The organism is Paraglaciecola aquimarina, from assembly GCF_032464635.1.
In the GTDB taxonomy this organism is placed as follows: Bacteria; Pseudomonadota; Gammaproteobacteria; order Enterobacterales; family Alteromonadaceae; genus Paraglaciecola; species Paraglaciecola aquimarina.
Genome location: NZ_JAWDIO010000002.1, coordinates 4696576 through 4708902, shown reverse-complemented (window position 1 = coordinate 4708902; position 12327 = coordinate 4696576). Strand labels below are relative to the sequence as shown.

At 41.0% G+C, this 12327-nt stretch carries 12 protein-coding genes and 1 pseudogene; 5 read left to right on the top strand and 8 right to left on the bottom strand.

All coding sequences use genetic code 11. The features are described 5' to 3' along the window. Nucleotides 1-61 precede the first annotated feature (61 nt). Together RS130_RS23355 and RS130_RS23350 are read right to left on the bottom strand one after the other, a co-directional pair. Nucleotides 62-235: a hypothetical protein gene (locus RS130_RS23355; protein WP_316027928.1), complete on the bottom strand. Its 174-nt coding sequence runs from the start codon at nt 233-235 to the stop codon at nt 62-64. Between the two features lie 59 nt (nt 236-294). Further along, nucleotides 295-708, bottom strand: coding sequence for a MarR family winged helix-turn-helix transcriptional regulator (locus RS130_RS23350; protein WP_316027927.1), 414 nt, complete (start codon nt 706-708; stop codon nt 295-297). A gap of 98 nt (nt 709-806) precedes the next feature. On the opposite strand from RS130_RS23350, the gene RS130_RS23345 reads away from it, so the two are divergent. Together RS130_RS23345 and RS130_RS23340 are read left to right on the top strand one after the other, a co-directional pair. Further along, nucleotides 807-1331: a DUF2798 domain-containing protein gene (locus RS130_RS23345; RefSeq protein WP_316027926.1), complete on the top strand. Its 525-nt coding sequence runs from the start codon at nt 807-809 to the stop codon at nt 1329-1331. Nucleotides 1332-1340: 9 nt separating this feature from the next. Next, nucleotides 1341-2105: a siderophore-interacting protein gene (locus RS130_RS23340; protein ID WP_316027925.1), complete on the top strand. Its 765-nt coding sequence runs from the start codon at nt 1341-1343 to the stop codon at nt 2103-2105. A gap of 3 nt (nt 2106-2108) precedes the next feature. On the opposite strand, the gene RS130_RS23335 is transcribed toward RS130_RS23340, so the two are convergent. The 4 genes and pseudogenes from RS130_RS23335 to RS130_RS23320 form a co-directional block, all read right to left on the bottom strand. Next, nucleotides 2109-2705, bottom strand: coding sequence for a hypothetical protein (locus RS130_RS23335; protein WP_316027924.1), 597 nt, complete (start codon nt 2703-2705; stop codon nt 2109-2111). Further along, nucleotides 2702-3556, bottom strand: coding sequence for a DUF7133 domain-containing protein (locus RS130_RS23330; RefSeq protein WP_316027923.1), 855 nt, complete (start codon nt 3554-3556; stop codon nt 2702-2704). Before RS130_RS23330 ends, RS130_RS23335 begins: the two co-directional genes overlap by 4 nt. Continuing rightward, entirely contained in the window at nt 3556-4875 is a 1320-nt protein-coding gene (locus RS130_RS23325; protein WP_316027922.1) for a c-type cytochrome, read from the bottom strand. The genes RS130_RS23330 and RS130_RS23325 overlap by 1 nt, the downstream gene beginning before the upstream one ends. 304 nt (nt 4876-5179) lie before the next feature. Then, nucleotides 5180-6540: pseudogene (locus RS130_RS23320) on the bottom strand (MFS transporter). A 189-nt stretch (nt 6541-6729) separates the two neighbouring features. Between RS130_RS23320 and RS130_RS23315 the strand changes: the two are divergent. The 3 genes from RS130_RS23315 to RS130_RS23305 are packed head-to-tail and all read left to right on the top strand — an operon-like array spanning nt 6730 to nt 9848. Beyond that, complete coding sequence (locus tag RS130_RS23315) at nt 6730-7152, top strand: LacI family DNA-binding transcriptional regulator (protein WP_316027921.1); 423 nt, start codon at nt 6730-6732, stop codon at nt 7150-7152. Between the two features lie 17 nt (nt 7153-7169). Further along, a complete protein-coding gene (locus RS130_RS23310) occupies nt 7170-7754 on the top strand; it encodes a substrate-binding domain-containing protein (RefSeq protein WP_316027920.1) in 585 nt (194 codons plus the stop codon). 54 nt (nt 7755-7808) lie between these two features. After that, entirely contained in the window at nt 7809-9848 is a 2040-nt protein-coding gene (locus RS130_RS23305; protein WP_316027919.1) for a sulfatase family protein, read from the top strand. An 84-nt stretch (nt 9849-9932) separates the two neighbouring features. Here the strand turns inward: RS130_RS23305 and RS130_RS23300 are convergent, their stop codons facing one another. Continuing rightward, nucleotides 9933-10838, bottom strand: a complete 906-nt coding sequence (locus RS130_RS23300; protein WP_316027918.1) for a DUF4982 domain-containing protein — start codon at nt 10836-10838, stop codon at nt 9933-9935. 114 nt (nt 10839-10952) lie between these two features. Beyond that, a complete protein-coding gene (locus tag RS130_RS23295; RefSeq protein WP_316027917.1) occupies nt 10953-12302 on the bottom strand; it encodes a glycoside hydrolase family 2 protein in 1350 nt (449 codons plus the stop codon). Between the last annotated feature and the right edge of the window lie 25 nt (nt 12303-12327).

Below are 12327 nucleotides of genomic sequence, written 5' to 3'. Positions count from 1 at the left end.
GGCAGCAATGCCCACTTGATTGACGACTATTATTGCACCTTGCCAGTCACAACTATGGGGATTATTTGTGGTGAGGCTCTTTTTTACGGCTGAAAACACCAAGCCAAAAAGCCACTTCTAATAATATCCCTAAGGTAATAAACGCGATGGCGCCAGTGACACTGCCGACAAAAGCACAAAGTATTGCTAAACAGATTAATGCCGAAAACATTAAGAACTTGCCTATAGTACTCATCAATTTTCTCAGTTTGTGTAAATCGATGAGTCGACTATAACCAGTAAGCTTGGCTTTTTCTATTTTAGATTGTTTCTAAATGTTTGCGCTAACTGTATAAAGTTGTCTAATTGAGCCTGTGGCAGCCCATCGGTCATCTTATTGAATACTTGCTTTTCTACTCGATTAAATTTTGTGATGAAATCTTTTCCGCGTTGGGTTAGTGACAAAATTTGACTGCGTCCGTCGTTTTTATTGTCTGTTTTAATTAACAAATCTTGGTTCACCAGCTGTTTAATTAAACGGTTAATCTGTGCTTTATCACGGCCCATAAAGTCAGCTAATTTCTGTCCTGTACAATCTTCTATACTAGAAATCATTTTCAATGACTTCATATGCATCAGAGATAAGTCTGGATCTAGCAATTTCACTTGCTGGCTTATGTTATTTCGTACTGCATGAAATAAACTAAAAAGTGCTTCGCTTAATTCCATTGGTGCCCCAATTCAGGTTAAGGTTGAATAATAGTTGACAGTATCAACCAATTTAAATTATAGTTGACCTTATCAACTATAATTTATTGGATATAGGAATGCAAATTAAGTTAAAAAATGTATTAGTCATGTTACCCATCATGCTCACTTTAATTGGCACCATTACCGGTATTATGACTTATGTAAATATATCCGTAGAGCAAGATTTTGCAAAGGCCTGGTTGGCGTCTTTTACTTTTGCTTTTATCGTGATGTTACCTGCTGGGGGGTTGGTCTTCGCCGCTATGAATGAGCTGGTTAATCAGTTCTTTGCTGAATGGAGCAATGTCCAAAGAAAGCTCATTCAGGGCGTTTTAGCGGCTGTGGTGATGGAGTCTATTATGGCAATAGTCACAACTTTTACTCATCATGATCAGTTAGCTTTACGACAATTCATGAGTTTGTTTATTAACAGTTTCCTATATGCGTTACCAGTAGGTATAACATTTGCCTGCACAATGACATTAGTGTTGCATCCGAGACTTGAACGATTTTTGACAGAGTCTTCAGCTTGTAAAGAGCCTTCAGCTAACAACAAGCCTTCAGCTAATAAATCGCCTTTAGCGCAAAAAATATTTGAATAGGAGAAACTTATGGGTCCTAAAATGCGAATGAGTAGAGTGGTATCTGTAGTTGATTTATCACCACACATGAAACGAATTATTGTCACAGGTGAAGAGCTGACAGACATCTCTGAAAGCAAAAAGAGCGCTCATGTTAAAGCTATTTTCCCTCATCCAGACGACGTAAATAAAATGCCTAGGTTAGGGCTGTATTTTGGGTTTAAAAAATACATGCGCTCTTACACAATTCGAGCATTTGATAAACAGAGTTTGCAACTCACTTTAGATTTTGCAGTGAACGATCATCAAGGTTTAGCGAGTAATTGGGCGGCCAACGCACAGGTGGGAGATCATCTAGGTATTGCTGGGCCAGGTGATACAAAACATACTGACTTAAACGCAGATAAGCATTTATTTTTTGGTGATTTTACGGCACTACCGGCCATTGCTGCGACTTTAGAAATGCTGCCTAAGCAGGCTCAAGGTCGTGCTTGGATCCAAGTACCTGAACAGTCAGATATCCAACAATTTAATGGGCCGGACGATGTCGAAATTAACTGGTTGGTAACGCCAAACAAGCTAAGCGAAGAGTTCTTAACGGCGTTGGCTTCCCAGCCTAAGCAATTAAAAGATACGGCTATTTTTATTGCCGCTGAGGCGCAAGTAGTGAGGCAATTAAAGGCCTATTTGAATGATCACTGTGATTACGACAAAAAACGTTTGTATGCCAGTGCTTATTGGAGATCAAAAAAGGTGACCAAATTGGTCACCTTTTTTGTGTTTCAATTGACTTGATGGTTACAACAACTGATTCAATGTGTAATACACAGTGGTCACAGACGGTTTGTCTTGATTGGCATTTTGTAGCTGCGGGAAATTCACAACTACTATTTTATCGGCAGTTAAATCGAGTTTAATTTCAGCGGTTTTTTTGTCTTTAGACAAGCTGACACTCTTTACTGTTAAGTCTTTTTTATTATGTTTATCAGAGCCATATCTAGACGTAAATTTGTAATTATACTCGTGTACATCAAAATGTTTAGCTAAAACCGTTTGGTCATTTAACGGCTCGGTAAATGTTAGTTTAAAGCCACTCTTGGTGAGCTTCATATCTAACAACTCAAAGGGCGTTTCGCCATTCCAAACCACTTTTTGTAAACCAAATGGTTTACCGCCTTTAGCATACCACCCCCGTGCTGTTTGGCCGACCCATAGTTGTCCTTGTGGATCAAACTTAATGCGAATATTGCCGCTTTGGAAACCGTCAATAAAGTTTATGACAGCCCCTTGGTACTGGCCGTTGACCTTGTCTAGTATTACGCGAAATAAGTTAGATTGTGTTTGGTCGCCAATAAATATTTGATCGGCAAAGGGTCCAAACTTACCCTTAGTCACATCCCACTCGGGGTTACCTGGGAGTTGGCGACTTCAAGGTGAGGGATCCAAACAACAGGTTTTTCACGCATATCGTCGAATAATTTGAAATTCTTCTTATTCTCAATGACTTTTTCTAGGCCAAAGTTTGGATCATCTCTTAATGAGACAGGGTGACCGTAAAACTTGCCTTCTTCTAATAGGTGCAATTTTGAGGTTTCAACCCAATCACCTTGGTTGTCGGTGAAAAATATCTCGTTATTTGGACTCATGCCAATACCCGCTGGCGAGCGTAAACCATTAGCGAAAGGGATAAACTCGCCTTCAGTCGATACTTTATAAGCCCAACCACGATAGCCACCACCACTGTCCATTGCGCCTAGAGCTAAGGCATCTGGCACACCGTGGCCTAAGTTCAATGTGCCGTAGTAATTTCCGTCTTGGTCTTTAACTGGTGCAAAGTTAAATTCATGGTAGTTATCATGAAAGGTCCAACCATCGGCTATACGAATATAGTCATCGGCACTACCATCGTTATCTAAGTCTATTAAACGTGTCAGCTCAGGTTTTTGTGCCACAATAATGCTGCCATCCTCTTCACACATTAGTCCTGTGGGCTCGTGCAAACCATCCGCAAATTTACTCCATGTAGCATCGCTATATTTCCACACATCCCCAAAACGTGTTGCAACATATACATGGCCTTGTTTATTCACATCTAATCCAGTGGCGTGAAAACGTACATCTTTTGGGGTTTCAATTGTTTGAATTTCGTAACCTTTAGGAATGTATGTGGTTTTTGCTGTTGTAGCTGCGCTAAATAGGCCGGTTAAGATCAAACCGCAGGCAATAACTGAGTGTTGAAATTTCATTATTTGCTTCCTTTTAACGTTAAGCTTATTGCATAAGATTGGCCTACTTTGAGCGGCACGCTGAATTGATTGTTAGTTATTTTGCCTTCTTGGCTGGTAAAGTTTGCTTTGTCTACTTCGGGTAGATTTAGCATTAGCCGAGAATTTGAGCCTTGCAATAAAGTATAGGTAAAGGTCAATGCGTTAGCGCTTTGTGGGCTAACTTGTACAGAATACTGATTACCATCTATTTCATAAACAAAACTAGGATTACCCTGTCGGTTGTATTTTGTAAATATGCAATTGCTCGACTCTGGTGCTATGCCTTGTGGCGAATGGAACAGCCAATCTCCAAGAATAACCCCGCCATCTCGGCCTCGTCCTTCAATATTCGGTCCTACGTTCAACAGGTCGCCAGTCCACGCACCATTGATGGTGCAATTTTTGGTATTAAATGCGTAGTTGATTTTTTCTGGAAAGCCAACTGCTACAGAGGAAACAGGCAAGTTAACGATTTTTTTGCGAACCACTTGTGGCTGTGTTTCAGCTTTTACATTAACGGTAGCATTATTTAAAAACTGTTTGCCAGGTGTGCTAATGCCAAACAATTTTTGTGTAAGATCTTGGTTTGCCACAAAAAACGAAAATTGTTTATTGTGATTAGCTCTGGTACCTACTGTTGAATAGCGAATTTTTACGTGCTGTTTACCAGCCTTAATTGGCCAAGCTACTTGTAACCACTCAAACTTTGAAGGTTTAATGACTTGTCCGTCTATTTCTAGCTCAAACATTTCTTTGTAGATCATGGCAAATATTTGCCCAGGGTTTTCTTTAGGCGCATATAAATCACCTTCAAACTCAATGATATAATCTTTTGCTTCTGGCATAGCAAAGTCCATTAAGTTAGTCGTTAAGGGACCGGATTTAGCGACTTCTAGCTTATCCATTATGGCGAACGAAGCGGGTGCGTTGTCATCGAGGTGATAAATCTTGTAAGTTAAATTGTCGAAGCCTTGACGTTTTGACAACACATAATCCACGATGCTCTTAAGTTGTGGTTCACTGTAAACACCAGCAAAACCAGGCATTCCAGCTTGACCAAAGCCTTTTTTAATATTGGCCAAAATGTCGTCTGGTTGACTGCCGTGGACCCATGTTTCATCCTTTAGATTAAACCCAGCACCTCCAGATAAGTCCTTGCCATGACAAGCGGCACAAGTTGTTTCAAACAAGGTTTGCCCTTCAGAAGGAGTAGACAAGGTCTGCGCGCTTTGCAAGGTTAATCCTAGTAGCGCTAAACCCACAGAAGGTTTTATTATTTTTCGTTGAAATAAGTTCAAAGTCTTTCCTTTTTGGCTTTCGTTCTTTATGGAAGAATTGATTAAGATACAAGTTCGTTCATTTTCACATTATTTTTACTTTTTTTAACAATTAACAATATGATTGTTTTTATTGTTAGGGTTACTTTATTTTATTTTATTTTGTTTCAGCCTATTTTGCCCGAAGGCCAAACTACATGAGTAAGTGTCCCTGTATTTCATTAATTGGCTAACAGTGTTAGGTAAACTTGACTTTTTTGTCTCTCGTCAAAATTAAACGTAGCCACTATTTGTCCTTAACAACAATGAATTTAGATACTTACAGTTAACTTGGGTTTGACGGGTGTGGTGTGTATCGTTTTATTAACATATATCCGCCTACAGCAGACATAACGGTACCCAACACGAGTATCATTCTCATTGATAGAATAGACATTTCAGTCTGCGCAGCTCCTTGCAATGCCTCAAAGCCAATTAAGTTTAAGGTTAAGCCAGAACTAATAACGGCGACCGCGCCAGCAATAGAAATAATCCAGTTTTGTAGCGATACAAAAATACCTTCTCTGCGGACGTTATTGATATTCTCGTCATGATCAATCTGATCAGCGACTAAAGCCGATACCACAACTGCCATACCCACCCATACACCGCTACAAAGCAAAGCATCTACCACCAAAAACCATTCTCTGCCGGGTTGATAAATAAACCATTTAAGTATGCCGCCAATGACCGTCATTATATAGATGGTTTTCATGGTGGTGATTTTGCCGAATTTTTTGATGCGCGAATAACCAGAGGGACCGCTACTATGCCGGCTAAGGCATAACAGGTCGACAACATGCCTTTCCATGTTGCACCTAACCCCACATTTCCGTCACTCATGTGATAAACCAATACGTAATAATCCATGCTGGCGGCAAAACTGCCTAGGGTCATCTGAATTAACAGTAGGCCCAACAATACTTTCATATTTTGAGACAGCATTACGGCTTTTATGCTTTTTAGTAACGGAGTTTTTTGGGTGATTTTACAGGGTTCGTAGTGTCGTTCTTTGATGAATATGGCTGGGATCATGGCCATTAACCCAAAGAATATTAGCGCCACTCCCCAGCCAACATATTGTATGCCGATAACGATTCCACCAAATATACTGAGCTGAGCAATCGGAAATACCCAGTGATAGAAAATTGCAGCAAATTTTAGAAAATAGGTAATAAAGCCCATGACTTTTGTTCGTTCGTGGGAATCTCTAGACGTTTCGTAAGCAAGGCATTTTAAGGGCACTGTCCAGCAAACACTAAGCAAGTAAAATAACAATGCCATGATTGAAAAATAGAGGAGTTGTTGACTGTGATCCCAGTGGCTTGGCACCATCCAAATAAATCCGAATACCAACGATGTTAACCACGGAAAAACAAATAGAAAAGGTCGCCTACGACCAATCGGACTTTGAAATCGATCTGACACCTGTCCTATCCATGGCGCAAAGAAACTGGCTATTAAGACTGGCGCTTTGATAGCGATAGACAATAAGAACGGATCGACGCCCAACGTCATTTGATAGTAAGGGATCGCTAATATACCTATGCCTTGATTAGAAAAGAATATCGCTAGAAAACCAAAACCTAAAATAAACTTGTGTTTTAGTTGTACACTTTCGCTGTCGTTTGCTGAACTAAATGCCATTAATGTGTTCCAAGGGGGCGAATTAATTTGATGAACTCGTGACGTTAACAACATTTTAACGGAAATGAAATTTCATAACATGCTTATCTAGCAATATCATTGCAAAAATGCCTTAGCTGGGATAACGTTGCACAAAATTAAACAACACTTAAAGTGCTTATTTTCAATGGATAGCGGTGTATATTTAGTATGGTAACAATAAAAGATGTGGCTCGTGTAGCGGGGGTTTCTCCCTCGACCGTTTCCCGTGTTGTTCGTGGGCAGGGGAAAGTAGGCAAAAAGTGCAGAGCTAAAGTTCAAAAAGTTATCGACGAAATGAAGTACAGACCCAATACCAATGCTCGAGCTCTGGTTAGCAGACGGTCAGAATTAGTTGGGGTTATCACACCTGTTTTACATAAGCCATTTTTCGGCAGTATTGCTCACGGTGCAGAACGAGAAGCGAATAAACACTCTTTTCGAGTTATGACCCTAAATTCATTGAATGACACGGATGCTGAATTAAATGCGGTATCGTCTTTGCGCGAACACGGTTGCCAGAACATTATTATTCACTCTAAGTATGGAGCCGAAGAGCAGCTTGCAGAGTTAGCCGAACAAATTCTGGTTTAGTGTTTATTAGTCGTTTCATGCCCAGTATTGCACCTCGATGTGTGTGGTTAGACAACGTTTCTGGCGGGCGCCTTGCCGCCGAGTACTTGTATAAAAAGGGTCATAGAGATATTGCGATTATCAGTTTTAATTCGCAAAATCAGGACCAAGAAGAGCGCATTCAAGGTGTAAAGCAAGGATTGGCTGGCAAAGGCATAAGTGTGCCAGATGAAAATATTATGTTTGCTAGTAATGATAACCCTCATAAATTGAGCATTTCTGAGTATTGTGTAACGGCCTTAAACGAGCTGTACGCCAGAGGTGCTAAGTTTACTGCGGTTGTTGCTTACAATGATGAAATGGCGATTGGCGTGATGAATGCCTTATTTGATATGGGTAAAAACGTACCTAATGATGTTTCTGTAGTCGGCTTCGACGATTTAGATATTGCTCAAATATGCCGTCCCGCCTTAACTACTATTCGTTACCCTATCGTCGAAATGGCGGAGTATGCCACTAAGTTGTCACTTAGTTTGACGTCTTCAGAGCCCGAGGGGTTTGAAAGAACCCATTTGTTTATGCCTACCATAGTCGAACGGAAATCGGTAAAAGACATCAACTAGCTGCTTGTTTCGTCTATCTCTATTGTTGTGATAGTAAACTCTGGGTAAATATTGTTGAGTTTTGAGATGGCTGATCATACCCTAGGGAAAACGTTATCCCTAGGACGATATATGCTCAACAAACAATACAACTTCGTTTTCAGTAAAGCAGTTAAGTTTTTGGCTGGCGTAGCCATTATTTCCTTCATGAGTTGTTCAGGTACAGGAGAGGGTACAGGTAAATCCGCTGCGCGAACTAGTCATAATAAACAGCCAAATTTCTTATGGCTAATTTCTGAAGACAACTCCAAACATTTCCTTAAATTGTACAACCAAGCGGGGGCTAGCATGCCGATGGTCGAGGAATTGGCTGAGCAAGGGCTGATTTTTGACAACGCCTTTTCTAATGCGCCTGTTTGCTCAACTGCTCGCTCTACTCTAGCGACTGGCGCTTACGCGCCGCGTATTGGCACACTGAATCACCGCACAGTCAAACCTGTAAAACTACCGGTTGGCTTTGAACCTTTTAGTGAGTCCTTAAAGAAAGCCGGTTATTACACCACCAATAATTTCAAAAGCGATTACAATTTTGCAGGGTTAGAAGCGTTTTGGAATAAGTCTGAAAAAGGGGCTAACTGGAGAGAAAGGGCTGAAAACCAGCCGTTCTTTCACATACAGTCTTGGAAACAAACTCATGAGCATACATTACATTTTGCTGAATCTGATGTACAAAATGTTGTCACCAGACACCAACCAAGTGAAGTGGAATTAGCGCCAATTTACCCAGATACAGCCGCATTTAGATACACGCAAGCTCGTTATCTTGATTACCATCAAGACGTTGATTCTGAGATGAGCAAAGTGTTGGATATGCTAAAACAAGATGGCGAACTGGAAAATACTTTCGTTTTTTATTTTGGTGATCATGGCGGCGTATTGCCTGCAAGTAAAGGGTATGTTTTTGAACGAGGCTTAAATGTGCCTTTAATTGTTCGAGTGCCTAAAAACTTCCGACATTTACTATCGAAAGACATGCAAAACCCTAGTAATACTCATGTTGATGGCTTTGTGAGTTTTATTGATTTTGCTCCTACCTTGCTAGAGTTAGCAGGGATTGAAGCTAAGGATTACCATGATGGTCGTGCTTTTCTAGGGAAAAATATTAGTTTAGAAGCGCTAAATAAGCGTGATGTTAGCTTCAGCCATGCCGATCGTTTTGATGAAAAGTCTGATTTGGTCCGGGCCGTACGAAAAGGTAACTTTAAATACATACGTAACTATCAACCTTTCTATGCTGATAGCCTGTTCGCTGAGTACCGCTATCGTCAATATGCCTATAGAGAGTGGAAGTCTCTGTTTCAAGCTGGAAAGCTGAGTCCTGCGCAAGCTGCATTTTTTCAACCTAAAGCAGCGGAAGCTTTATACGATATTGCTAATGACCCTCATGAAACCCGCAACCTTGCTCAATTGCCAGAATACAAAGGCAAGCTCTTAACATTGCGTAATATGTTGCAAAAAGAAGTTAAATCTTGGCCTGATTTAGGTTTTTATCCAGAGTCTGAATTAGTCTCGCAACAAACAACCCAAGACTTGACGGCGGTGGGCTTTGGTCAAATTAGCAAGTCTGCCATTGCTAAGTTGATAGATATTGCTGATTTGCAATTGCTGACCTATCAACAAGCTAAGCCACAGTTGACTCAATATCTCAGTTCAACTAACCAGTGGCAAAGATATTGGGCGTTGATTGGCTTAACTAGTTTTGGACAGCAGGCAGCAGAGTTTAGTCAACAAATTCAGCAGCTGGCTAACAATGATGATAGTTTGCATGTAAAAGCTAGAGCCATAGAGTTTCTAGGACTGAATAAGGTTATCGACCCCGTTGGGCCTTTAAGCGATTTGATCGCAAGCACCGACAATTTTTATCAACAGCTTGAGTTGCTCAATATCGCCACTAATTTACATGAACAAGTTAATGCTGTGTTTATTCGACCCGCAGTGAATACTTGGCCAGAGCCGGCAAAAGGTGGCGCCTTTAGAGATCGATTTTTTGCAGTGTGGCTCGAAGCCAGATGGGCTTACATAAGCGAAAAATCTAATAGGCTCTCGTCTAAGTAGTCAGAATAGCCGTATTGATACGGCTATTTTTTAGCAACATTTAACCGAGCACTGGCATGACCATGTTAAATGAAGGTAGCGCAACTAGAGCGCAATCTTTGCGGGCGATATAGAGCTGTCTACGACTCTAGCTTCGATTGATATGTTCGACAGGTTTTTGCCGGTTCTAATTAAGGCGCTCGCAATACCTTTGGTCGTCAAAACCCCTTGAGAATTCTCAGGGTTAACCACGTATGCATCGCCACCGATTGTAAACTGCACGGCTACGTCGTTGTCTGTCACAGGCCTTCCTTTATTGTCGATCAACTGAGCATGCACAAACACAGTATCATTGCTAGCAACAGTCACGCCGTGTGAGGCTATTTTCAGCTGCAGTGCACTAGCCTTGCTGGCTGTAGACACTTGATGTTCTGCTACTAGACGATCTTTGATATAGGCTTTAGCAGTTAAGGTACCGGGTTCAAATTTAGCTAAGTCAAACGTCATAGGAGGATGAGGTAGTACCTTGCTTGAAACTTGACGGCTAGGGACCTGCGTTGCAACAAGTTTGTTATTCAAATACAGCTCAACCCGTTCGCTATTAGTAAATACACGGACTTTGGGGGCAGAATGCTGATTCCAATCGCTAGCTATATATACCATCGGACCTGATTTAAATTTAGTCGATTTCACCTGTGGGCTGCGTTGGCTTTGATAAAAGTAATAACTGTATTTGGGCAGTCTATCGATACTGGCAATGCCAGACGATTCTAGGTTAGTAAATTTGCCGCGATTGTAGTCAAACATCACCCAGTAGCTATCTGCCACTGGTCGGTGTTTACTATTGTCAACATAGGCCTCTTGTAAATTGGTTGATTGCTGTAGTAGGCGCTGTTCACCTGCGCTGATCAATTGACGGCTAAAACGTGCTTCTTCTGGTAGTTTGTACCAATTAGCTTGATTGTGCCCAGCATTGTAACGGTAGTATTCCCAATCACCGTATTCAGACACTAAGTAAGGAAGGTTTGGTTTGACTTCATTTGGGTGTTTATATACATGTTGTCTCGCCTGCAGGTAAATATCGAATCCTTGTTGCCATCCTGCAGAATATGAATTGGGGCTTTCCTAGTTCACTATTTTGTCCAGTTGCGCAATGAATTCCTTAGGCATAGCGGTTTCATTGAGAGAGCACTCCCATGCCAATACACTAGGATGGTTGCGATCTCGGCGGATCAAGTCTCTACATCTTTGATAAGCATTTTGTTTAAAGGCTGGATCTTCGTTGTAGTATTGCCATCCTAAAAACGGGTTAAGCAACACCAAACCTAGCTCGTCAGCCGCCTTTAGAAATGCAGGAGAATGGGGATAGTGAGATAAACGTACAAAATCGAAACCAGCAGATTTGATTAGTTGTGCGTCGCGGTATTCTGCCTGTGCAGACTTCGCGTAGCCTATGTAAGGGTAATCTTGATGGTAATTGACCCCTCTTAGAAAAGTCGTTTGTCCGTTTATTTGTAATTGGTTGTCTTTATCAAAAGTGAAGTTTCTAAAGCCAACGTCGTTTTCTACGGTTTGCAATATCTGGTTATCGAGCGTCAGTTTTGTCGTGAGCCGATATAAATTAGGTGAATTCGGATGCCACAAATTAGCATTATCTACTTCTAGTTTTTGCCTGATACTCTGTTCTGCGCCTGCAGCCAGGGTGTAACTTTCTGCCGTCAGCGTAATCACTTTGTTTTTGTAAGTGAGGTTTTGAAATAGTTGAAAATGCATAGCCTTATCAGAACTATTTTGTATATGAGTCTGTATATCTAGCTTGGCCCTATTATGTTGTTCGTTAACTATATCTACCTTCGGTGTTATGAATATACCACCAGAGGCCACTTTGTTTGCAGCGATGGGGTCGGTGATATGTAACTTAGGTTTGAACTGCAATCTAACAGAACGGTACAATCCACCGTACATGTTAAAATCTAGGTTGTAGACTGGCTTAGGGCCGGTAATGGTGCTGTCTAAATTACTTAATTTGACCAGCAAATTGTTTGATTTCTCAAAGTGAATAACCTCAGTAATATCAAAGCTAAAGGGTAGGTAACCGCCTAAGTGTGTGCCTAATTTTTTACCGTTCAGCCAAACCTCGGCAATGTTCATAGCGGCATCGAAATACAGTGAGACTAGCTTTCCCTTCTGCTGCGGATCAATCATAAATTGTTTTTGATAGTAAGCTAGGCCTTGCCACTGGGTTTTAATGACCTTATTTTCGATATTAGCGCTGTGAGGTAAATTAACAGTCTGCCATTTTTCCGGGGAAGCATGGAATTGTTGGGCGAGATGTGGGCTTTTTTGAAACTGCCAATTGTCGGCGAGTTCTTGTTGTTGGAACGCGCTTTTTTGTGGTGGCTGAAGTGCGGTACAAGCAGTAGCTATATAACAAAATAGCAGACATAAACACTTAGACATGAATTGATTAAACATAAGCACTCTTAATTATCGTTGTTGT

Bases quoted from the DNA above. Each gene is read 5' to 3' on its own strand.
- RS130_RS23355 (WP_316027928.1), bottom strand. From the start codon at position 235: ATGAGTACTATAGGCAAGTTCTTAATGTTTTCGGCATTAATCTGTTTA.
- RS130_RS23350 (WP_316027927.1), bottom strand. From the start codon at position 708: ATGGAATTAAGCGAAGCACTTTTTAGTTTATTTCATGCAGTACGAAAT.
- RS130_RS23345 (WP_316027926.1), top strand. From the start codon at position 807: ATGCAAATTAAGTTAAAAAATGTATTAGTCATGTTACCCATCATGCTC.
- RS130_RS23340 (WP_316027925.1), top strand. From the start codon at position 1,341: ATGGGTCCTAAAATGCGAATGAGTAGAGTGGTATCTGTAGTTGATTTA.
- RS130_RS23330 (WP_316027923.1), bottom strand. From the start codon at position 3,556: ATGAAATTTCAACACTCAGTTATTGCCTGCGGTTTGATCTTAACCGGC.
- RS130_RS23315 (WP_316027921.1), top strand. From the start codon at position 6,730: ATGGTAACAATAAAAGATGTGGCTCGTGTAGCGGGGGTTTCTCCCTCG.
- RS130_RS23310 (WP_316027920.1), top strand. From the start codon at position 7,170: ATGCCCAGTATTGCACCTCGATGTGTGTGGTTAGACAACGTTTCTGGC.
- RS130_RS23295 (WP_316027917.1), bottom strand. From the start codon at position 12,302: ATGTTTAATCAATTCATGTCTAAGTGTTTATGTCTGCTATTTTGTTAT.